The following is a 20,200-nucleotide window of genomic DNA, read 5'->3' on the forward strand; positions in this document are numbered from 1 at the left end:
GATGCAACCTACCTGGCGCGGCAACCGGGTTTACGCGCGAGCGGGCACCAGGCCGAGCCGGTGGACCACCTCGCGGGTCGCCTTGGACCGGTTGAAGGTGTAGAAGTGCAGGTCCGGCACGCCTTCGGCGATGAGCCGCTCGCACAGCTCGGTGACCACGTCCAGGCCCTCGGCGCGGAACGCCTTCGGGTCGCCGGCCAGCGGTTCGAGCCGGTCCAGCAGCCGCTGCGGCGCGGGCGCGCCGGACAGCCGGATCGTGGTGTGCAGGGTGCGCGGCGTGGTCAGCGGCATCACGCCGGGGATGACCAGCGCGTCGCAGCCCGCGGCGGCGACCCGGTCGCGCAGCCGCAGGAAGTCCTCGGCCTCGAAGAACAGCTGGGCGATGCCGAAGTCGGCGCCTGCGCGGAACTTGCGCACCAGGTACTTCGTGTCGGTGTCCAGGTCGAGCGAGCGCGGGTGGCCGTAGGGGAACGCGGAGACGCCGACGCAGAAGTCGCCGAGCGAGCGGACGAGCGCGACCAGCTCCTCGGCGTAGCTCAGGCCCTGCGGGTGCGGCACCCACTCGCCGTACGGGTCGCCCGGCGGGTCGCCGCGCAGCGCGAGGATGTTGCGCACGCCGACTGCGGCGTACCAGCCGATGACGTTGCGCAGCTCGGCGACGGAGTGGTCCACCGCGGTCAGGTGCGCCATCGGCACCAGCGTGGTCTCGGTCGCCACCCGCGCGATGCTGCGGATGGTGCCGTCCCGGCTCGACCCGCCCGCGCCGTAGGTGATCGACATGTAGGCGGGGTCCAGCGGCTCCAGCTCGCGGATCGACCGCCACAGCACGGCTTCGTCGGCCGCGTCGCGCGGCGGGAAGAACTCAATGGAGAACGCCGGGGACTCCCCTCGCAGGCGCTCGATCACCGACGTCATGCGGGCAATGGTAACCGGTGTCCGAAAGGTGGGAAATGAGGTCCGCCACCTGGGAAGGGCTAACGCACCGCGGCCGCAGCGGGTTGGTCCGCGCCCGCCTTGGCGCCCCACCGCCTGGCGAGCGCCGCGCAGATCATGAGCTGGGCCTGGTGGAACAGCATCAGCGGCAGCACGATCAGGCCGACCGTCTGCGCGGGGAACAGGACCGCGGCCATCGGCAGTCCGCTGGCGAGGCTCTTCTTCGACCCGGCGAAGATGATCGCCACGCGGTCCGCGCGGCCGAAGCCCAGCTTCGGCGTGACCAGCTTGAGGGTCCAGAACACGATGTAGAACAACGCGAGGTTGACGACCACCAGCCCGCCGAGCGCGAGCGGCGTCAGCTGGTGCCAGATCCCGGCCACGACGCCCTCGCTGAACGCCGCGTAGACGACCATCAGGATGACGGTGCGGTCGGCGCGGCCGAGGACCTTCTTGTGGCGCGTGATGAACCCGCCGATCCAGCGCCGCGCGATCTGCCCGGCGACGAACGGCACGAGCAGCTGCAGCACGATCGAGGTGACCGCGTCGAGCGAGAAGCCGTTGCCGGTGCTGTGCAGCAGCAGGCCGACCAGCAGCGGGGTGATGACGATGCCCAGCAGGCTGGAGAACGACGCGGCGCAGATGGCGGCGGCCACGTTGCCCTTGGCGATCGAGGTGAACGCGATCGAGGAGTTGACCGTCGAGGGCAGCGTGCACAGGAAGATCACGCCGGCGGCCAGCGCGGGGGTCAGCACGGACGGCACGAGCAGCTTGGTGGTCAGGCCGAGCAGCGGGAACAGCACGAACGTCGTGGCCAGGATCACCAGGTGCAGCCGCCAGTGCTTGAAGCCGGCCACGGCCTCGGCGGTGGACAGGCGCGCGCCGTAGAGGAAGAACAGCGCGCCGACGCCGATCGAGGTGACCCAGGAGGCGATCTCCGCGCCCTGGCCGCGCGCCGGCACCAGGCAGGCGACTCCGACCGCGGCGAGGATGCCGATGATGAACGGGTCGATGCGGAGCTTGGCGAGGAGCGCGGCGGGGCTTTTCACGCTCCCGATGGTCCGCCGGACTGGGCCGATTGTGAAGTATGATGAAGGGCATAACTGCTATCGCGATTCGCGATGGAGGCCGGTGTGCTCGATCCCGTGTGGCTGCGGACGTTCCTGACGGTGGCCGAGACGCGCAGCTTCACGCGCGCCGGGCAGCGGCTCGGGCTGCGGCAGTCGACGGTGAGCCAGCACGTGCGCAAGCTCGAAGAGGCGACCTCGCAGCAACTCCTGCTGCGCGACACCCATTCGGTGTCGCTGACGCCGGACGGTGAGGCGATGATCGGGTTCGCCGGGACGATCCTGGAGGACATCGAGCGGGCGCTGGCCTACTTCGCCGGGCCGGAGTTGCGCGGGCGGGTGCGGTTCGGCGCCTCGGAGGACTTCGTGGTCGGGCCGCTGCCGGAGATCCTGCGGGAGTTCCGGCGGCTGCACCCGCTGGTCGACCTCGAACTGACGGTGGATCTGTCCGGTGTGCTCTACGAAAAGCTGCGCGCGGGCGAGCTGGACCTGGTGCTGGGCAAGCGCCGCGCGGGCGACGAGGCCGGAAGTCCGTTGTGGACGGATCCGCTGGTGTGGGTGGGGCGCGAGGGGTTCGAGCTGGAGCCCGGCGCGCCGGTGCCGCTGATCGCGTACCCGCCGCCGAGCATCACCCGCGCCAGAGCGCTGGAGTCGTTGCAGGACAACGGAAAGCCGTGGCGAATCGTCTGCACGAGCGGCAGCCTGAACGGCCTCCGCGCCGCGGCGCTCGCCGGTCTCGGTGTCGTGGTGTTCGCGCGGAGCCTGATCCCGGCCGGGCTGGTGGAGCTGCCGGCCGGCCACGGACTGCCCGACCCGGGCGAGGTGCAGTTCCTGCTGACCACCCGCTCGACCACCCCACGCGGCCCCACGGCGGCGCTGTCGGAAGCGATCCGCGCGGAGGCCAACCGGCTGCACGGTTGACCGGAACCGCCGCTACCCGGCCGGTTCGATGCGCACCCCCTCCCGTTCGGCCCGGCGCTGTCCCCAGTCGTGCAGGATCTGCAGCGCCGGGGCCAGCTCCGCGCCCTCCACGGACAGCCGGTAGGTGACCGAACGGACCGCGCCGTCGTGCACGGACCTCTCCACCAGCCCGGCCGCTTCCAGTTCCCGCAACCGCGTAGTCAGCACCTTCTCGCTGATCCCCGGCATCCGCCTGCGCAGCTCGCCGTACCGGTGGTCGCGCTCCTTCAGGTACGCCAGCACCACCACGGCCCACTTGCCGCCGATGACGTCGACGGCGAGTTCGACCGGGCAGTGGTAGCGCGTGCGAGTCGTGTCCACGCACCACAAAGTACGTACTTGCCGGGCCAGCGCACAGGTGCTCGACTTGACCGATGCTCACCGAATACATCCGGTACCGGATTCCCGCCGGGCAGGGCGCGGAATTCGAGGACGCCTACCGGCGCGCGTCCGCGCACCTGGCCGCCGCTCCCGAGTGCCACGACTTCGAGATGACCCGCTGCGTGGACGAACCGCAGTGCTACGTCGTCCGGCTGACCTGGACCTCCGCCGACGCGCACCTGACCGGCTTCCGGAATGGCCCGCACTTCCCGCCCTTCTTCGCCGAGGTCCGCGGTTTCGTCGACGCCATCGAGGAAATGCGCCACTACGAACCCGTCGACATCGGCAGTCCGCTGCCGAGCCTGTACGAGTGGGCGGGCGGCGCCGAGGCGTTCGAGAAGCTGTTCACCGCCTTCTACCAGAAAGTGCCCGCGGACGACCTGCTCGCGCCGCTGTTCGCCGGCATGGACGCCGAGCACGCGCAGCACGTCGCGCAGTGGGTCGGCGAGGTGTTCGGCGGTCCGAAGGACTACAGCACGCGCCGCGGCGGTCACCGCCACATGGTGTCGAAGCACCTCGGCAAGGCGATCACCGAAGCGCAGCGCCGCCGCTGGGTCGACCTCCTGCTGGAGACCGCGGACGAGGTGGGCCTGCCGTCGGACCCGGAGTTCCGCTCGGCGTTCGTCGCCTACCTGGAGTGGGGCACGCGGCTGGCGGTGTTCTTCTCGCGTCCCGGCGCGCGCCCCGCCGTCGATGAGCCGATGCCGGTGTGGGGCTGGGGTTCCGTGCGCCCCTGGCAGGGCTAGGGCACGCCGGCCAGCCGCAGCAGCGCGGTGACCGCCGCGGCGGCGACGACCACCACCAGGAACGGCGCCTTCCGCCAGGCGAGCACGCCGCCGACGGCAACCCCGATCGGGCGGGCGAACCCGGCGAAACCGTGGCCCTCCGCGAGCGCGCTCGTCGCCACCACGGCGACCAGCAGGACCGTCGCCGAGACCGCCATCAGGTTCTGCACCCTGGGCGAGAGCTGGATCCTCGACTGCAGCAACGGCCCGGCGAACCGGAACGCGAAAGTGCCCGCGGCGAGCACCGCGATCGCGATCAGCAGGGTCATCGCCGCACCACCAGGACCAGCACCCCGGCCAGCGCGAGCAGCACCGGCAGGCCCGCGGGCAGGAACGGGGTGGCCGCGAGCGCGACCACCGCGCCGGCCAGCGCCGCGTGCCGGGTGCCGCGGTCCTTCAGCGACGGCAGCACCAGCGCGAGCAGCACGGCCGGGAAAGCGGCGTCCAGCCCGAACGCGTCGGTGTCGCCGATGACCGTGCCCGCGAAGGCGCCCGCGACCACGCCAAGGTTCCAGGCCACGAAGATGGCGACCCCGCAGGCCCAGTAGGCGGTGCGACGGCGCGCGGCGTCCTCCTGCGCCAGCGCGAACGCCACGTTTTCGTCCGTCATCAGGTGGCTGCCCAGGATGCGCCCGCGGCGGCCGAGCACGTCGCTGACCGCCATGCCGAACGGCAGGTGCCTGCTGTTGACCAGCAGCCCGGCGACCGCCGCCGCGAACGGGCTGCCGCCCGCGGCCACCAGCCCGACGAACAGGAACTGGGCCGCGCCGGCGAACACCAGCAACGACATCACCACCGGCAGCCAGGCGCCGAAGCCAGACCCGGTGCTGATGGCGCCGTAGGAGACGCCGACGACCCCGTCGGCGAGCGCCACCAGGGCGACGTCGCGCAGCAGGCGACGGTCGAGTGTTCGGTATATCGTACGCATCACCTTCCATACTGAACACCGACAAAGCGTTCGTCAAGGCGAACAACCGGACTTCTGGAGCGAACACGCATGGCTGAGCGCGGCGCACCACTGGACGTCATCGCGGCTTCCCTGCGACGGGAACGCGCCCGCACCGGGCTGTCCCTCAGCGAGGTCGCCAAGCGGGCGGGTATCGCCAAGTCGACGTTGTCCCAGCTGGAATCCGGTAGCGGCAACCCGAGCGTGGAAACGTTGTGGGCGCTCAGCGTGGTGCTGGACGTGCCCTTCGCGCGACTGGTCGAACCGGTGCGGCCGCAGGTGCAGGTCATCCGCGCCGACGAGGGGCCGACGTTCTACTCGGAGCGCTCGGACTACGTGGCGACGCTCGTGGCGTCCTGTCCGCCGAACGCGCGCCGCGACATCTTCCGCATCTCCGCCGAGCCGGGCCCGCCGCGCCGCTCGGACCCGCACATGCCCGGCGTGGTGGAGCATGTGGTGCTCAGCGCGGGCCGCGCCTTGGTGGGCCTGACCGACGAGCCGGTGGAACTCGCCCCCGGCGACTACATCGCGTACCCGGGCGACGTGGAGCACATCTTCCAGGCCCTGGAGCCGGGCACCCGCGCGGTGCTGATCTCCGAGCACACCTAGGCGGCGCGGTAGCGGGTGGCGAGTTCGTCGAAGCGTTCGATGACGTTGCGGCCGCGGTAGTCGTGGGCGCTGAAGGTGGGTGGGCGTCAGCCGCGAGAACCGCGGCGTTTGCGGTGCGGGCCATGAGCGGTTCGAACATCGGCGAGTCTCCGGCCGACCGGTAGCGGTAAATGATTCCCTCCACCATCGCCCGGGCGTCGGAGAACGACCGCCAGACACGCCCTAGTTGACAAGTCGAATAGGTGAGTTGTCTACTAGGCGAGTGGTTCTCTCCCGCATCATCCTGGGCCTGCTCGCCATCGCGCCCATGACCGGTTACGACCTCAAACGCCACTTCGACTCGACCGTCGGGCACTTCTGGTCGGCCGACCGGGCGCAGATCTACCGGACGCTGGCCCGGCTCGTCGCCGACGGCCACGCCGAGGTCGAGAAGGTGCCCGGGGAACGGGCGCCGGACCGGCAGGAGCACCGCATCACCGCGGCGGGCCGGGCGGCTCTCGCCGAATGGCTCGCCGGCGAGCCGGAGCGCCACGTCGAGCGGGATCCGTTCCTGGCGCGCGTGTTCTTCGGCGACGGCCTCGACGACGACGGCCTCCGGTCGCTGCTCGCCCGGCGCCGGGAAGAGGTGCAGGCGCGGCTGGAGCGGTTCGAGGGCATGCGGTCCGAGGCCGCCGCGCCCGACCGCGCCGCCCGGCTCCGCCTGGCCACGCTGGACAACGGCCTCGCGCACCTGCGCGCCGAACTCGCCTGGCTGGACGAGGTCGAGGAGGAGTTCGCGTGACCGGCTTCCCCGAAGTGCACCACGCGCGGACGGCCGCGGCGCACCCGCCGCTGGTGATGCTGCACGGCGGCAACGCGGCGAACTGGATGTGGGAGCCGCAGGTGCCCGCCCTGACCGACCGGACCGTGCTCACGCCGGATCTGCCCGGTTTCGGCGAGCGGGTCTACGAGGACTGGCCGGGGCTGGACGCGGTGGCCGACGACGTGGTGCACCGGGTGCGCGCGTGCGGCGTGGACGGCCCCTTCGACCTGGTCGGGCTCTCGCTGGGCGCGGTGACGGCGGTGCGGGTGCTGGCCCGGCATCCCGGCCGCGTCCGCTCGGCGTTCCTGACCGGGGCGCCGCTCGCGCGGCCCGGCGCCGCGGTGCGCCTGATCGCCCGGCTGCAACTGGTGTTCTGGCGGGCGCCGTGGTTCTGGCGGGCGCTGGCCACGAGCTTCGGGCTGCCTGCCGACGCCCGGGAACGCTATGTGGCGCACGGGTTGTCGGTGCGCCGCGAGACCGCGTCCGCGATGTTCGCCGACGTGTACGCGGGCGGCGTGCCGGTGGAACTCGGCCACTACACGGGACCGCTGCTGGCCGTCGCGGGCGAGAAGGAAGACCCGGTGGTGCGGCGCTCCTTGGCGACGCTGGCGCGGATCGCGCCACAGGCCCAGGTCCGGCTCGCGCCCGGCATGCACCACGTCTGGAACGTCGAGGACCCCGTCCTGTTCAACGACGTTCTGCGGGCCTGGCTGGACGGCGCCACCGACCCGCGGCTCCTCCCGGCGCGTTAGAAGACGGCCACCGCGCCCGCGGCGTCCGGCGCCGCCAGGCCGTGTCGTTCCCGGACCAGCACCGCGGGCGTGACCCCGGCCAGGTCACGCGTCTCGCGCGTCAGGTGGGCCTGGTCGGCGTACCCGGCGGCCACCGCGGAGTCGGCCAGCGAAGACGGGCGCGCAGCGTCCGCGCTGCGCAGGAAACGCTGGAACCGCACGATCCGCTGCAGCGCCTTGGGCCCGAGGCCGACCTGCTCGGTGAACAGCCGGCGCAACTGGCGGCCCGTCAGCGAAACCTCGTCCGCCACCGCGTCCAGCGGCGCGCCCCGCCAGATCCGGCTCACCGCGTGCCGCACCCGCGAATCACCCGGCCGGGGCCGCAGCTCCGACGGGAAAACACCGCGCCACACCGATTCCGCAACCGTGCGGGCGGCCGCGTCCGGCAGCACCGCGCTCAACGGCACCACCGCGTCCCGCACCTCGTCGCCCGGCAGGCCCAGCACCGCCGCGGTCGCCTCGGTGCGCAGCCGCAGCCCGCGCAGCTCCGCGCCGGGCGGCAGCAGGTGCAGCGCGGGCGCCAGCGTGGGCCCCACCAGGTAGGCCGCGCCGGTCGACGCGACGATCACGTCCGCCGCCGCGTCCGGCACCACCCGCTGCACGAACTCGCCCGGCACCCGCTGCGCCCACCAGCAGCGCACGACACCGGAACCCACCCGTTCGCGGTAGGTGTCCGTTTCGTTCAAGCCCTCCCCGGGCTCGGCTGCCATGCTCCGAGTATGGAACAAAGCCTGCAGATCATCACGGTGTCCACCCGGGACCTCGACGCCGCGAGGGCGTTCTACGTGGACGGGCTCGGCTGGAAGCCCCTGCTGGACGTGCCCGGCGAGATCCTGTTCTTCCAGGTCGCCCACGGGGTCGCGCTCGGCCTGTTCGACGCCGTGAAGTTCGCCGAGGACCTGAACACCACCGACGTCACCGGCCCGGCCGGGCTGACCCTGTCCCACAACCTGCCCGGCCCGGACGCGGTGGACCGCTGCCTGGAGGCCGCGGAGCGGGCCGGTGCGGAGATCCTGAAACCCGGCCAGCGGGCCGCGTTCGGCGGCTACCACGGCCACTTCCGCGACCCGATCGGCCTCATCTGGGAGATCGCGCACAACTCGGGCTGGGCCGTGGACCCCGACGGCACGGTGCGGATCGGTCTCATCGACGCCTAGACGAGTAATGCGTAACTCGGTCAGTGGTCGTAGGCGGTCAGGGATCGGGTGACGGGTTGGCCGGTGGCGCGGTGGTGCCAGATGGCGGCGGTGAGGGCCAGGAGTCGTTGGGCGATGCGGATGCCGACGCCTTCGATGGTGCGTCCGCCGTGCTGTTCCAGGTTCAGTTGGCCTGTGAGGGTGTCGTTGACCGATTCGATGAGCTGGCGGATGGACTTGAGCAGCGGCTCACCGGGATGGGGCTTGCGGTTGCGGTAGGACGACCGGATCAGCCGGACGCCGCGCTGGGTGAGGTAGTGGTCGAGTTCGCGGGAGACGTAGCCCTTGTCGGCGATGATCAGCAGTCCGGGGCGTTCGGTAAGCAGGTGGGGTTCGTGGTCGCAGATCGCCATGAGTACCTGCCGCTCGTCGATCACAAACGGATCTTGAACACCCTTCGTCCGTCTCCAGACACCACCCAGACTTCCGCATTACTCGTCTAGAGCCCCGCCATCAGGTCGGTCTCGGTGATGCCCGGCCCCTGGCCCGCGCGGATGAACCACTCGGTGCCGAAGGCGTGGGTGAACGCGTCGTCGGGCATCGCCAGGAACAGGGACTGCTCGCTGATCTGGCTGGCGTGCGCGCGCATCGCCGCGCGCTTGGCCTCCAGCCACGGCCGCACGTCCACCGCGGCGGTGATCTCCGCGGCCGGCTTGCCCAGCTCGCCGAGGCCGTCGACACCGGGGATCGTGATGCCGGACTCGGCGGCCCGTGCGGCGTACTCCGCCAGCCCGGCCCGCATGTGGTCGGTGTTGACCGTGCTCTGGTACACCCGCGGCGTGCCGGCCAGCTCGGCCGCGCGCATCCCGACGCGGTGCACCTGGATGTGGTCCGGGTGGCCGTAGGTGCCGTGGTCGTCGTAGACGGTCAGCACGTCCGCCTGCTCCTCGCGCAGGATCGCCGCGAGCTTCGCCGCCGCCTCCTCCACCGGCGCCCGCCAGAACGAGCCGGGCAGGTCGTTCTCCGGCGTGCCCATCATCCCGGAGTCGGTGTAGCCGAGGAACTCCAGCCGTTTCGCGCCGAGGATCTCGGCCGCCGCCCTGGTCTCCTCGACCCGGCGCTGCCACAGCGGCTCGTCATCGCCGAGGAAGCCGGGCGGCACCTCGCCGTGCTCGCCGCGGGTCGCGACGACGAGCACCACCCGGTGCCCCTCCTCGAAGGCCTTGCGCATGATCCCGCCGCAGGCGATGCACTCGTCGTCGGGATGGGCGTGAAACGTCACCAAGGTCGCCACGAGCCGAGCCTACGGGCGCCGATCACATCGCGGCCACCCCGCCAAGCGCGCCCGGCGCATGTCGTCGACGATAGGCGCATGGACTTCGACGCCGACCTGCCCCAGCACCTGGAACGCCACCTGGCCGCGTTCCTCACCGAGGCGGGCGCGGCCGTCCGGGCCGCCCAGCCCGTGTTCGGCTCCGGCGTCGACACGCTCACCGGCTTCGTGCTCGGCGGCGGCAAGCGGCTGCGGCCGACGTTCGCGTGGTGGGCCTGGCGCGGCGCGGGCGGCGACCCGGACGGCCCCGACGCCGAGGGCGTGCTGCAGGCCGTCGCCAGCCTCGAACTGGTGCAGGCGTGCGCGTTGATCCACGACGACCTCATCGACTCCTCCGACTCGCGCCGCGGCCGCCCCACCGTGCACGTCTCCTACGCCCGCGAGCACCGGGCGAACGGCTGGCTCGGCGCCCCCGAGACGTTCGGCCTGGCCGCGTCCGTGCTGATCGGCGACCTGGCGCTGGCCTGGGCGGACGACATGTTCAACAGCGCCCCGCTGCCCGCCGCGACACTCGACGCCGCGCGCCCGGCGTGGCGCGCGATGCGCACCGAGGTGCTCGCCGGCCAGTACCTGGACGTGCGCACGCAGGCCACCGGCGACACCTCGCCGGAGGCCGCGCTGCGGGTGTCGCGCCTCAAGACCGCCGCCTACACCGTGCAGCGCCCGCTGCACCTGGGCGCCGCGCTGGCCGGCGCGGACGAGCAGCGCATCGCGACGCTGCGCGAGTTCGGCGACGACCTCGGCGTGGCGTTCCAGCTGCGGGACGACCTGCTCGGCGTGTTCGGCGACCCGTCGGTCACCGGCAAGCCGGCGGGCGACGACCTGCGCGAGGGCAAGCGCACGCTGCTGGTCGCGCTGGGCCTGCAGCTGGCCGAGGACCCGGAGCAGCACAAGCTCATCGCCGACGCGATCGGCGCCGACCTCGCCGACGACGAGGTGGACACGGTGCGCCGGACGCTGACCGAGGTCGGCGCCGTGGACGCGGTCGAGCAGCGGATCACCGCGCTCACCGGCACCGCGCTGGCCGCGCTGGAGCGCGCCCGCCTGGCCGAACCCGCGGCGACCCGGCTCGCCGAGCTGGCCGAGCTCGCCACCCAGCGCACCTTCTGAGTCGTACACAGTGGACTTCCACCTGGAGTGCGATCCAGGTGGAAGTCCATGCGGGGCAAGCACTTCCGTCGCCCTGCGCGGGTGTCCTGAGTGTGGCTAGGCTGGCGGTATGACCGACACCACCAGGCCGATCCGGATCGGGCTGCAGCTCCAGCCGCAGCACGCCGACTACCGGACCATCCGCGAAACCGCCTCCGCCGCCGAAGACCTCGGCGTCGACATCATCTTCAACTGGGACCACTTCTACCCGCTCTACGGCGACCCCGACGGCAAGCACTTCGAGTGCTGGACCATGCTCGGCGCCTGGGCGGAGTCGACGTCGCGGGTCGAGATCGGCGCGCTGGTCACCTGCAACAGCTACCGCAACCCCGAGCTGCTCGCCGACATGGCGCGCACGGTCGACCACATCAGCGACGGCCGCCTGATCCTCGGCATCGGCTCCGGCTGGTTCGAGAAGGACTACGACGAGTACGGCTACGAGTTCGGCACCGCGGGCGGCCGCCTGGACGACCTGGCCGAGGCGCTGCCGCGCATCGAGTCGCGGCTGGGCAAGCTCAACCCGGCGCCCACCCGCAAGATCCCGGTGCTGATCGGCGGCGGCGGCGAGAAGAAGACGCTGAAGCTGGTCGCTAAGCACGCCGACATCTGGCACGGCTTCGGCGACCCGGAGACCGTCGAGCGCAAGGTCGGGATCCTGAAGCAGCACTGCGCGGACGTCGGCCGCGACGCAGGCGAGATCGAGATCTCCACCGGCGTGCAGGGCGAGCCGGACGAGCTGGGCCCGAAGCTGCGGGGGCTGGGCGTGAGCCTGTTCACCGTCGGCGTCGGCGGCCCCGACTACGACCTGGGCCTGCTGAAGAAGTGGATCTCCTGGCGCGACGCGCAGAACGGCTGACACCTGCCGGGCGTAGGCGGGTGCGACTCCGCACCCGCCTCTTCGCTAGAACGCCATGGCCTGGGCGCGGCGCTTCACCTCCGTGCCGTGGTTGGTGCGCAGGGCGTTGATCGGGGTGCTGCCGGGCAGCGTTTCGTCCGCCTCGTAGAGCCAGCGCAGCATCTCCGTGCGGCTGAACCCGGCGTCGGCGAGCACCGTCAGCAGTCCGGTCAGCCCCTTCACCGGCTGACCGCCGACGAAGAAGTCCGCCGGGACCATCAGGTCGCCGTCGCGCCGCACGGCGAGCAGCTGACCGTCCCGCAGCAGTTGCCGGACCTTGTTCACCGAAAGGCCGATCTGCTCCGCCACTTGCGCCAGCGACAGCACGGCCACGTCGGCGTCGAGGATGTCATCAGCGACTGGGATCGCACTCACGCAAGACAGGGTGCCACATCAGGCCTGGTTGTCCGCAATGTCGCGCGAACGGCGTAACGAAAGCTCCACCACGGCAGTCCCGGGGCGGCTCCACGGACTCCGGCAAAGTCCGTACGATCGGGCGCGTGACGAGCACGGAAACCAGCCTGGCCGGGACGCTACTGGAGCGGCGTTACCGGGTCGACGGCCTCCTCGCGCGGGGCGGCATGTCGGCCGTCTACCGGGGGTCGGACACGAGGCTGGACCGTCCGGTCGCCATCAAGGTCATGGACCCGCGCTTCGCCGACGACCGGTCGTTCGTCGAGCGCTTCGAGCGCGAGGCGCGGCTGGCCGCGAAGCTGCACCACCCGAACGTGGTCACGGTGCACGACCAGGGCGTCGACGTGGCAGGCGACCGCTCGCACGTGTTCCTCGTGATGGAGCTGGTCGACGGCGGCACGCTGCGCGACCTGCTGGAGCAGCGGGGCAAGCTCGACGTGCCGCTGGCGCTGAGCGTGGCCGAGCAGATGCTCGCCGCGTTGTCGGCCGCGCACCAGGCCGGCCTGGTGCACCGCGACGTGAAGCCGGAGAACGTGCTGATCGGCGCCACCGGCCACCCGCCGACCGGGGTGGTGAAAGTCGCCGACTTCGGCCTCGTGCGTGCCGTCGCGAGCGCGGGCACGACCAGTTCGAGCATCATCCTGGGCACCGTGTCCTACCTGGCGCCCGAGCAGGTCACCACCGGCATGGCGGGCGAGCGCGGCGACGTCTACTCGGCCGGCATCGTGCTCTACGAGATGCTCACCGGCCAGGTGCCCTACACCGGCGACACCGCCATCTCGGTCGCCTACCGGCACGTGAACGACGACGTCCCGGCGCCCAGCACGGTCGAGCCCGGCCTGCCCGCGGTGCTGGACGACCTGGTGCTGCGCGCCACGCGGCGCGACCCGGAAGCGCGGCCCGCGGACGCCGCCGCGTTCCTGCAGGAGCTGCGCCGCGTGCGGGCGGCGCTGGGCATCGCGCCCGCGCCGATCCCGGTGCTGCCGCCGAAGGAGGTGCCCGCCGCGCCCGCCCCGCCCGTGGACCCGGAGAAGACCGTGCCCGCGTTCGCGCCGGTCGCGACCACGGACCCGATCGCGGGCCCGCGGGGCACCCGCGCGATGGTCCGCCCGCAGGCCGCGCCCGTGCCGCCGCCCCCGCCCGCGCCGCCGCGGGAGGACCTGAAGACGTTCGTGCAGCGCCGCCCGGTGGTGCTGTGGGCCGTCATCGCCACGCTCGTGGTGGCCCTGGTCGGCACCGGCGTGTGGTGGTTCAGCGTCGGCGAGGACGCCGCGGACTCGATCTCGATCCCGCCGGTGGCCGGCCTGGACCAGGCCACGGCGGAGAAGACGCTGCACGACGCCGGCCTGTCGGTGACCGTGACCCGCCAGTTCAGCGACACCGTCGCGGCCGGCAAGGCGATCGGCAGCGATCCGCAGGCCGGGACGTCGGTGCAGAAGAGCAGCTCGGTCACCCTGGTGCTGTCCTCGGGCCGCCCGACGGTGCCCGACATCAGCCCGGGCACCGAGCTGGCGCAGGCGGAGGCGGCCGTCAAGGCGGCCGGGCTCACGCCGCGGCGGGACGAGAGCATCGACACCTACAGCAGCACGGTGCCTGCCGGGAAGGTGCTCGTGGTCGACCCGAAGCCCGGCACGCAGCTCACCATCGGCTCGCCGGTGCGGATCGGCCTGTCACAGGGCCCGCCGCCGTCACCGGTGCCCAGCGTCGTCGGGTTGAGCCGGAATGAGGCCTTCCAGCGGTTGAGGGAGGCCGGATTCGAGCCCTACGATGCCGGCACCGAGTTCTCCGAGAACGTGCCGAGCGGCAGCGTCACCCGCACCACGCCGGCAGCAGGGACCACCATCGACGGCCATGGCGACAAGCGGGTCGGCGTGTTCACCTCCACCGCGGTCCAGGTCCCGTCCGTGCTCGGACGGCCGGTGCAGGACGCGATCCAGCTGCTCACCGACGCCGGGCTGCAGGCCGACGTGCAGGGCCGCACGCGGAACTTCTCCATCGTCGTCGGGCAGGATCCCGAGCCCGGCGAGCAGGTCGAACGCGGCAAGAAGGTGAAATTGCAAGTATTTCCTTGATCGACAAGGAGATCCGCGCGATTTTCACGTCCACAAAGGACCGATACCCCATTCGAGTGAGAATCGGGAGCCGTTAGCGCTGCGGAAACAAATGGACTACCGTTTCGTCACGTCCGTTTGCTCAAGTAGCAGGCAATCCCGTGTCACCGACCGTAGAGGGGTCGTCTATGGCTGGCCGTCAGCTCAGTGGGCTGGACGTGGCTTTCCTTTGCCTGGAAGGGGAATCCACCCCCATGCACATGGGGGCGGCGGTGATCTTCCAACCGGATGACTCCGTTGATCCGCACCGGCTGGCCGATCTGCTCGCCCGGCGCGCGAGACGGATCCCGCGCCTGCGCCAGCGGTTCCGTTCGTCGTTGTTCCCGCCAGGCGGAGCGACCTGGGTGGAGGACCCGCAATTCGATCCGCGCCGGCACATCCACGTGCACCGGCTCGCCGGGTTCTACGCCGACGACCCGCTCGCCACGCACGCGGCCGAGTGGATGGAGCAGCCGCTGCCGATGGACCGGCCGCTGTGGGACCTGCACGTGGTGACCGGCCTGGCGGACGGCCGGTTCGCGCTGCTGCTCAAGCTGCACCACGCGTTCACCGACGGCGCTGGCGCGTTCGCGGTGGCCGCCGGGCTGCTGGACGAGCTGCCGATCACGCGCATGCTCATCGACGCGGCCGACCGGCCGGCCGATCCGCGTTCGCCGCTGGAGGCGCTGCGGGACGGGGTCGCGGAGGCGTTCAGCCAGGCCGGGGAGAACGCGGCGATCGCGTCGGCGGTGCTGCGTGCCGCGCGGCCGTACCCGTTCTCCCCGTTGGGGGCGCCGGATTCGGCCAGCAGGCGGCTCGGGTTCGTCCGGTTGCCGCTCGCCGACATCCGCACCATCCGCGGCACGCACGGCGGCACGCCCAACGACGTCGTGCTGGCCGTCCTGGCCGGCGCGCTGCGGGAGTGGATGATCAACCGCGGTCAGCGGCCGGACGCCCGCACGCTGCGGGCGCTGATCCCGGTGAGCATGCGGGCGCGTGAGGGCGGCTGGGGCGCCAATCAGCTGTCCGGTTACCTGTGCGATCTGCCGGTGCACCTGGACGATCCGGTGCGGCGGTTGCGGGAGATCCGCTGGTCGATGAACCGGAACAAGGCGGCGGGGCCGCAGCGCGGGGCGGGTGCGCTGCCGGTGCTGGCCGACCGGTTGCCGCCGGGGCTGCACCGGCTGGCGACGAAGGTGGCCGGGAAGGCCGCGGGGGCGCTGTTCGACACGGTGATCACGAACGTGCCGTTGCCGAAGCTGGACCTGACCCTGGACGGCGCGCGGTTGTGCGAGATCTACCCGTTCGTGCCGCTGGCGCCGCGGCACGCGGTGGGCATCGCGGCGGCCACGTACGCCGACCACGTCCACATCGGACTGCAGATGAACGGCGACGCGGTGTCCGACACCGGTTCGCTGCGGGACGCCGTGCTGAAGTCCGCCGCTGCTCTGTACGAGCGGTCGATCTAAACATCCGGCGCGGCTTCAGTCATGATGAAGCCATGCCGGTCCCCGACGCGCAGTGGCTTCGCCGTGCCACGAAGAGTGCCATCGTCGTCCCCGTCCCCGAGACGGACCACCTGGTCACCCGGCACCGGCGGACCGTGCCGGCGCACGTGACCGTGCTGTACCCGTTCGTGGCGCCGCGGGACATCGACGCCGGGACGGTGGCCGATCTGGAGGCCGCGCTGGTCGGCATCGAGGCGTTCGAGTGCGAGTTTTCGCAGGTGGGGTGGTTCGGCTCGGAGGTGGTGTGGCTGGCGCCGGAGCCGGACGAGCACTTCCGGGCGCTGACGCAGGCGGTGTGCGAACGCTTCCCGGCGCACCCACCCTACGGCGGCGAGCACCCGGACACGGTCCCCCACCTGACCGTGGTGGACCACCGAACGGGCGACGCCCACACCCGGCGACGCGCGGCGGCAGAACTGGCCGCGGCGCTCCCGGTGCGGGCGTGGATCGACCGCGTGCACCTGGTGGCGGGCGAGGACGAACACGGCCCGTGGCGCACGGTGGCGGCCTTCGAGCTGCCGGCGCCGCTACAGCGCCCCCGGGAAGCCGCCGAAGACTACTTCGCGAGCTGATAAACGCGGCTCACAACCGCCACCCGGCAACGACACGCACCAACCCCCCGAGCCAACCCCCTCCCGCAACCCGATCCTCGGCAACCGAACACTGAAAGATCGGGTTCGGGAGGGCCGGAAATCAACCCCGCAGCATCTCCGCCACCAGGAACGCCAACTCCAGCGACTGCTGCGTGTTCAGCCGCGGATCACAAGCGGTCTCGTACCGCCCGGCCAGATCGGAGTCGGAGATCTCCTGCGCCCCGCCGAGGCACTCGGTGACGTCCTCGCCGGTGAGCTCGATGTGGATGCCGCCGGGGTAGCTGCCGAGCTTGTGGTGCACCTCGAAGAAGCCCTGGACCTCGTCGATGATGCGGTCGAAGTGGCGGGTCTTGTAGCCGCTGGACGACTCGTGCGTGTTGCCGTGCATCGGGTCGCACTGCCAGATCACCTTGTGGCCGGTGGCCTCGACCTTCTCCACGATGGCGGGCAGGACGTCGCGGACCTTGCCGTTGCCCATGCGGGAGATGAGGGTGACGCGGCCGGGCTGGTTGCGCGGGTCGAGGCGCTCGACGTACTCCACGGCCTGCTCGGGCGTGGTGGTCGGGCCGATCTTGACGCCGATGGGGTTGGCCAGCAGTTCGGCGAGGGCGATGTGGGCGCCGTCGAGCTGGCGGGTGCGCTCGCCGATCCACAGGAAGTGGGACGAGAGGTTGTACAGCTTCGGGTTGGCCGCGTTGGCGTTGTCCATCCGCAGCATGGCGCGCTCGTAGTCGAGCAGCAGGGCCTCGTGGCTGGCGAAGATCTCGGTGGAGTGCAGCGAGGTGTCGCTGACGCCGCAGGCGGACATGAACCGCAGGCCGCGGTCGATTTCGCCGGCCAGCGCCTCGTAGCGCTCGCCCGCGGGCGAGGTGCGGACGAAGTCCTTGTTCCAGTCGTGCACCTGGGCGAGGTCGGCCATGCCGGCGCCGGTGAGGGCTCGGACCAGGTTCATCGCCGCGCCGGAGTTGGCGTAGGCGCGGATCATGCGGCCCGGGTCGGGGACGCGCAGCTCGGGCTTGGCGACGAGCGAGTTGACGATGTCGCCGCGGTAGACGGGCAGGCCGAGCGCGTCGGTGCTGTTGGAGCGCGGCTTGGCGTACTGGCCCGCGATGCGCCCGACCTTCACGACGGGCAGGCTGGCGCCGTAGGTGAGGACGACGGCCATCTGCAGGAGCGTGCGCAGGTTGGCGCGGATGTGCGGCTCGGTGTTGGACTCGAACGTCTCGGCGCAGTCGCCGCCCTGGAGCAGGAAGGCCTCGCCGCGGGCGACCATGGCGAGGCGGTCCTGGAGCCGGTCGATCTCGGCGGGCACGGTGATGGGCGGCACGGCCTCGAGCAGGTGGCGGACCCGGCCGACCGCGTCCGCGTCGGGCCACTCCGGCTGCTGGGCGGCGGGGCGGGACAGGGCGTCGTCCAGCCGGGCACGCAGTTCCGGCGGCAGGGGCGGCAGCTCGGGAAGGGTGTCGACGGGCACGTCCACGGTCCAGTTCACCACCCCAGGATATGGGGTGCGCTGGGACGATCCGCCCCGAGGTGGTGGGGGCCACCCCGGGGTGGCGCCCTCAGCCCTGCCGCACGCGCTCCGGCTCGGGTTCCGGCTTCGCGCGGTCGCCGTGGCCCGGCCACCACGCGGCGCGGCCGATGAGCGCCGTGAGGCTGGGCACGAAGAACATCGCCATGACGAACGCCGCGACGAGGATCCCGAACGACAACGCGAACCCCATCTCGGCCAGCAGCGCGTTGCCGGCCAGCATCAGCGCGCCCAGCGAACCCGCCAGGATGACGCCCGCCGCGGCGATGGTCGGGCCCGTGTGACGCACCGCGAGCGCCGCCGCCTCACGCGGGGAATGACCGTTCTTCGCCTCTTCCCGCAGCCGGGCCATCATCAGGATGTTGTAGTCCGTCCCCAGCGCGACCACGAACATGTAGATGATCAGCGGGATCATGAAGATCAACCCGGTTTCGCCGATCGCGTTCTGGAACAGCAGCGTCGTCGCGCCCAGCGTCGCCGCGAAGCCGAGGCCAACGGACGCCATCACGTACCACGGCGACACCACGTTGCGCAGCAGCAACGCCAGCACCAGCATGATCAGCACCGCCGCCACCGGGAACACCACCCGGTAGTCGCGGTTCATCGTGTCCTGGATGTCGACGTACACCGCCGTCTCGCCGCCGACCAGCGCGCCCGGCGGGGCGCCGTCGTGCGCGGCGGTCCGGAGCGGGCCCGACACCGTGTCGATCGCGGCGTCCGAACTCGGGTCGTCGGTCAGGGTGACCGCGAAGTTGGCCGTCGCGCCGTCGGCGCTGACCTGCGGCTGCCCGACCTGCCCGACACCCGGCACGGCCCGCAGCCGCTCGCCGAACGACGGCAGCGCCGGGACGTCCAGCGCCCCGCTGTCGCTGTGCAGGTAGACGTTCGTCGGCGAGGTCGTGCCCGGCGGCAGGCCGCGCTCCAGCTGCCGCAGCCCGACCTGCGATTCGGCGGTGTGCGGCATCGACCCGGACGCCAGGTCGTAGGTCGGGTTGAAGTTGACCAGCCCGGCGGCCAGCGCGGCCATCACCACGCCGGACACGGCCGCGAAGATCGCCGGCTTGCGCCCGAGACCCCGGCCGATCGCGGCGAACCGCGCGCCCTTCGGCTCGGCGCGCCACGACTTCGACGGCCAGAACACCTTGGCGCCCAGCAGGGACACCACGGCGGGCACCAGGGTCAGCCCGGCCAGCAGCGTCACCGCGACCGCGATCGCCAGCGACGGGCCCATCGAGCGGAAGAACCCGAACAACGACAGGGCCATCGACAGGAACGCGATGATCACGACGGCCGCCGCGGATGTGATCGCCTCGCCGACGCGGCTCACCGCGGTGACCATCGCCTGTTTCGGTTCGTCCCCGGCGCGCAGCCGTTCGCGGAACCGGAACATCAGGAACAGGATGTAGTCGGTGCCGACGCCGAACAGCACCACGATCAGGATCGACGAGATCGACGCGTCGGTCTGCAATCCCGAACAGCTTCACCACCCAGGAGATGAGGCCGTTCGCGATCTGCGACACGATGCCGATCAGCACGATCGGCAGCAACGCGATCACCGGGCTGCGGAAGATCACCAGCAGCAGCACGAGGATCAGCAGCACGGTCGCGATGCCGACCACGGCGTCCGCGCTGCCCGACGCCTCCTGCACGTCGAGCTGCTGCGCGACGGTGCCGGTGGTGGCGGCCTTCAGGTCGCCGCCGCCGAGCAACGCCTGCAGCTCGGTGCGGAACTGCTTGGCCGACGCGGTCAGCTGCTCGGCGTTGCCGGACGACAGCTGCGGCATCTTCACCGCGGAGATCTACACGACATTGTTGGGCGCCGGCGTCGGCGGCGAGATCAGCTCGACGTCCGGCAGGCGTTTCGCGGTCAGGCCGGCCAGCACTTCGCCGGTCTTCTGGGTGTCCGCCGCGGTGAGCGGAGCGTTGTCGCCGCGGTAGAACACGACGAGCATCGACGGGGTGAACGCGGTGGGAAACGCTTCCTGGCCCAGGGTCATCGCCTGGATGGACTCGTAGTCCCTGGGCAGTGCGTCGCTTTCGTCCGGGCGAAGACGCCACGCTCGATGACGGGTTCTTGCCTCGCGGAGGTCGTGCCCCATTCAACCCCCGCGAAGCTGAGAACCGGGAAAGCCCTAGGTGTGCTGTTCGGGGACGTTGGTGATGGGCTGACACGCTGAGGATGATCTTGATATGGGTGAGGACCTCCGGGTTCGGTGTGGATTGCGAGATCAACGCCGATTACCAGGAGGTCCTCGATGGTCCACCGTAACGCGCCAT

General features: G+C 71.6%; 22 protein-coding genes and 1 pseudogene. 11 read left to right on the forward strand and 12 right to left on the reverse strand.

The window, feature by feature from the left end:
- Positions 1-30 precede the first annotated feature (30 nt).
- Both ABZ215_RS05440 and ABZ215_RS05445 read right to left on the reverse strand, forming a co-directional pair.
- A complete protein-coding gene (locus tag ABZ215_RS05440; protein ID WP_020419644.1) occupies positions 31-915 on the reverse strand; it encodes a methylenetetrahydrofolate reductase in 885 nt (294 codons plus the stop codon).
- 59 nt (positions 916-974) lie between these two features.
- Positions 975-1,982 carry a bile acid:sodium symporter family protein gene (locus ABZ215_RS05445; RefSeq protein WP_354947912.1) on the reverse strand — a complete coding sequence of 336 codons (1,008 nt, stop codon included), beginning with the start codon at positions 1,980-1,982 and terminating at the stop codon, positions 975-977.
- Between the two features lie 84 nt (positions 1,983-2,066).
- Between ABZ215_RS05445 and ABZ215_RS05450 the strand changes: the two genes are divergently transcribed.
- The gene (locus ABZ215_RS05450; protein ID WP_237337210.1) at positions 2,067-2,921 is read left to right on the forward strand and encodes a LysR family transcriptional regulator; all 855 of its coding nucleotides are present in this window, start codon (positions 2,067-2,069) and stop codon (positions 2,919-2,921) included.
- Between the two features lie 12 nt (positions 2,922-2,933).
- Here ABZ215_RS05450 and ABZ215_RS05455 read toward each other — a convergent pair whose 3' ends face one another.
- Entirely contained in the window at positions 2,934-3,281 is a 348-nt protein-coding gene (locus ABZ215_RS05455; RefSeq protein ID WP_354947914.1) for a helix-turn-helix domain-containing protein, read from the reverse strand.
- Positions 3,282-3,334: 53 nt separating this feature from the next.
- On the opposite strand from ABZ215_RS05455, the gene ABZ215_RS05460 reads away from it, so the two are divergent.
- Complete coding sequence (locus ABZ215_RS05460) at positions 3,335-4,087, forward strand: antibiotic biosynthesis monooxygenase (RefSeq protein WP_354947916.1); 753 nt, start codon at positions 3,335-3,337, stop codon at positions 4,085-4,087.
- On the opposite strand, the gene ABZ215_RS05465 is transcribed toward ABZ215_RS05460, so the two are convergent.
- Both ABZ215_RS05465 and ABZ215_RS05470 read right to left on the reverse strand, forming a co-directional pair.
- Entirely contained in the window at positions 4,084-4,395 is a 312-nt protein-coding gene (locus ABZ215_RS05465; protein ID WP_237337207.1) for an AzlD domain-containing protein, read from the reverse strand. The two genes, ABZ215_RS05460 and ABZ215_RS05465, sit on opposite strands and share 4 nt — an antisense overlap.
- Positions 4,392-5,054: an AzlC family ABC transporter permease gene (locus tag ABZ215_RS05470; RefSeq protein WP_354947918.1), complete on the reverse strand. Its 663-nt coding sequence runs from the start codon at positions 5,052-5,054 to the stop codon at positions 4,392-4,394. Before ABZ215_RS05470 ends, ABZ215_RS05465 begins: the two co-directional genes overlap by 4 nt.
- 69 nt (positions 5,055-5,123) lie before the next feature.
- Here ABZ215_RS05470 and ABZ215_RS05475 point away from each other — a divergent pair, with 69 nt between their 5' ends.
- The 3 genes from ABZ215_RS05475 to ABZ215_RS05485 all read left to right on the forward strand — a co-directional run bounded on the left by ABZ215_RS05475 (position 5,124) and on the right by ABZ215_RS05485 (position 7,235).
- A complete protein-coding gene (locus ABZ215_RS05475; RefSeq protein ID WP_354947920.1) occupies positions 5,124-5,681 on the forward strand; it encodes an XRE family transcriptional regulator in 558 nt (185 codons plus the stop codon).
- 262 nt (positions 5,682-5,943) lie between these two features.
- The gene (locus tag ABZ215_RS05480; RefSeq protein WP_354711548.1) at positions 5,944-6,462 is read left to right on the forward strand and encodes a PadR family transcriptional regulator; all 519 of its coding nucleotides are present in this window, start codon (positions 5,944-5,946) and stop codon (positions 6,460-6,462) included.
- Entirely contained in the window at positions 6,459-7,235 is a 777-nt protein-coding gene (locus ABZ215_RS05485) for an alpha/beta fold hydrolase (RefSeq protein WP_354947922.1), read from the forward strand. The genes ABZ215_RS05480 and ABZ215_RS05485 overlap by 4 nt, the downstream gene beginning before the upstream one ends.
- Here the strand turns inward: ABZ215_RS05485 and ABZ215_RS05490 are convergent.
- A complete protein-coding gene (locus tag ABZ215_RS05490) occupies positions 7,232-7,984 on the reverse strand; it encodes a helix-turn-helix domain-containing protein (RefSeq protein WP_354947924.1) in 753 nt (250 codons plus the stop codon). The two genes, ABZ215_RS05485 and ABZ215_RS05490, sit on opposite strands and share 4 nt — an antisense overlap.
- 9 nt (positions 7,985-7,993) lie before the next feature.
- Between ABZ215_RS05490 and ABZ215_RS05495 the strand changes: the two genes are divergently transcribed.
- Entirely contained in the window at positions 7,994-8,431 is a 438-nt protein-coding gene (locus tag ABZ215_RS05495) for a VOC family protein (protein ID WP_020419655.1), read from the forward strand.
- A gap of 20 nt (positions 8,432-8,451) precedes the next feature.
- Here the strand turns inward: ABZ215_RS05495 and ABZ215_RS05500 are convergent, their stop codons facing one another.
- The gene (locus tag ABZ215_RS05500; RefSeq protein ID WP_354947927.1) at positions 8,452-8,847 is read right to left on the reverse strand and encodes a transposase; all 396 of its coding nucleotides are present in this window, start codon (positions 8,845-8,847) and stop codon (positions 8,452-8,454) included.
- Positions 8,848-8,909: 62 nt separating this feature from the next.
- Positions 8,910-9,704, reverse strand: a complete 795-nt coding sequence (locus ABZ215_RS05505; protein WP_354947929.1) for a PIG-L family deacetylase — start codon at positions 9,702-9,704, stop codon at positions 8,910-8,912.
- A gap of 78 nt (positions 9,705-9,782) precedes the next feature.
- On the opposite strand from ABZ215_RS05505, the gene ABZ215_RS05510 reads away from it, so the two are divergent.
- Together ABZ215_RS05510 and ABZ215_RS05515 are read left to right on the forward strand one after the other, a co-directional pair.
- Complete coding sequence (locus tag ABZ215_RS05510) at positions 9,783-10,853, forward strand: polyprenyl synthetase family protein (RefSeq protein WP_237340195.1); 1,071 nt, start codon at positions 9,783-9,785, stop codon at positions 10,851-10,853.
- 109 nt (positions 10,854-10,962) lie between these two features.
- Positions 10,963-11,748: an LLM class F420-dependent oxidoreductase gene (locus tag ABZ215_RS05515; RefSeq protein WP_017983984.1), complete on the forward strand. Its 786-nt coding sequence runs from the start codon at positions 10,963-10,965 to the stop codon at positions 11,746-11,748.
- Positions 11,749-11,793: 45 nt separating this feature from the next.
- Here ABZ215_RS05515 and ABZ215_RS05520 read toward each other — a convergent pair whose 3' ends face one another.
- On the reverse strand, positions 11,794-12,162 hold the full coding sequence (locus ABZ215_RS05520) for an Rv2175c family DNA-binding protein (protein ID WP_017983985.1): 369 nt from the start codon (positions 12,160-12,162) through the stop codon (positions 11,794-11,796).
- Between the two features lie 125 nt (positions 12,163-12,287).
- Here ABZ215_RS05520 and pknB point away from each other — a divergent pair, with 125 nt between their 5' ends.
- From pknB to ABZ215_RS05535, 3 genes are all read left to right on the forward strand, one after another.
- Positions 12,288-14,273 carry a Stk1 family PASTA domain-containing Ser/Thr kinase gene (gene pknB / locus ABZ215_RS05525; protein ID WP_020419659.1) on the forward strand — a complete coding sequence of 662 codons (1,986 nt, stop codon included), beginning with the start codon at positions 12,288-12,290 and terminating at the stop codon, positions 14,271-14,273.
- 167 nt (positions 14,274-14,440) lie between these two features.
- The gene (locus tag ABZ215_RS05530) at positions 14,441-15,760 is read left to right on the forward strand and encodes a wax ester/triacylglycerol synthase family O-acyltransferase (RefSeq protein WP_354947931.1); all 1,320 of its coding nucleotides are present in this window, start codon (positions 14,441-14,443) and stop codon (positions 15,758-15,760) included.
- A 32-nt stretch (positions 15,761-15,792) separates the two neighbouring features.
- Positions 15,793-16,371 (forward strand): 2'-5' RNA ligase family protein, encoded by a 579-nt coding sequence (locus tag ABZ215_RS05535; protein ID WP_020419661.1) that lies wholly within the window; start codon positions 15,793-15,795, stop codon positions 16,369-16,371.
- 121 nt (positions 16,372-16,492) lie between these two features.
- Here the strand turns inward: ABZ215_RS05535 and ABZ215_RS05540 are convergent, their stop codons facing one another.
- From ABZ215_RS05540 to ABZ215_RS05550, 3 genes and pseudogenes are all read right to left on the reverse strand, one after another.
- Positions 16,493-17,884, reverse strand: coding sequence for a class II 3-deoxy-7-phosphoheptulonate synthase (locus ABZ215_RS05540; RefSeq protein ID WP_026153352.1), 1,392 nt, complete (start codon positions 17,882-17,884; stop codon positions 16,493-16,495).
- A gap of 70 nt (positions 17,885-17,954) precedes the next feature.
- Positions 17,955-19,391 (reverse strand): MMPL family transporter, encoded by a 1,437-nt coding sequence (locus ABZ215_RS05545; RefSeq protein WP_354947933.1) that lies wholly within the window; start codon positions 19,389-19,391, stop codon positions 17,955-17,957.
- A gap of 55 nt (positions 19,392-19,446) precedes the next feature.
- Positions 19,447-19,707, reverse strand: a pseudogene (locus tag ABZ215_RS05550) (MMPL family transporter); the annotation flags it as partial.
- Positions 19,708-20,200 lie beyond the last annotated feature (493 nt).

This window comes from Amycolatopsis sp. NPDC006131, assembly GCF_040614175.1.
Taxonomy (GTDB): Bacteria; Actinomycetota; Actinomycetes; order Mycobacteriales; family Pseudonocardiaceae; genus Amycolatopsis_E; species Amycolatopsis_E tucumanensis.

Coding starts and splice junctions, on each gene's coding strand:
- ABZ215_RS05440 (WP_020419644.1), bottom strand. CDS start 915: ATGACGTCGGTGATCGAGCGCCTGCGAGGGGAGTCCCCGGCGTTCTCC.
- ABZ215_RS05460 (WP_354947916.1), top strand. CDS start 3,335: ATGCTCACCGAATACATCCGGTACCGGATTCCCGCCGGGCAGGGCGCG.
- ABZ215_RS05465 (WP_237337207.1), bottom strand. CDS start 4,395: ATGACCCTGCTGATCGCGATCGCGGTGCTCGCCGCGGGCACTTTCGCG.
- ABZ215_RS05470 (WP_354947918.1), bottom strand. CDS start 5,054: ATGCGTACGATATACCGAACACTCGACCGTCGCCTGCTGCGCGACGTC.
- ABZ215_RS05475 (WP_354947920.1), top strand. CDS start 5,124: ATGGCTGAGCGCGGCGCACCACTGGACGTCATCGCGGCTTCCCTGCGA.
- ABZ215_RS05490 (WP_354947924.1), bottom strand. CDS start 7,984: ATGGCAGCCGAGCCCGGGGAGGGCTTGAACGAAACGGACACCTACCGC.
- ABZ215_RS05495 (WP_020419655.1), top strand. CDS start 7,994: ATGGAACAAAGCCTGCAGATCATCACGGTGTCCACCCGGGACCTCGAC.
- ABZ215_RS05510 (WP_237340195.1), top strand. CDS start 9,783: ATGGACTTCGACGCCGACCTGCCCCAGCACCTGGAACGCCACCTGGCC.
- ABZ215_RS05515 (WP_017983984.1), top strand. CDS start 10,963: ATGACCGACACCACCAGGCCGATCCGGATCGGGCTGCAGCTCCAGCCG.
- ABZ215_RS05530 (WP_354947931.1), top strand. CDS start 14,441: ATGGCTGGCCGTCAGCTCAGTGGGCTGGACGTGGCTTTCCTTTGCCTG.
- ABZ215_RS05535 (WP_020419661.1), top strand. CDS start 15,793: ATGCCGGTCCCCGACGCGCAGTGGCTTCGCCGTGCCACGAAGAGTGCC.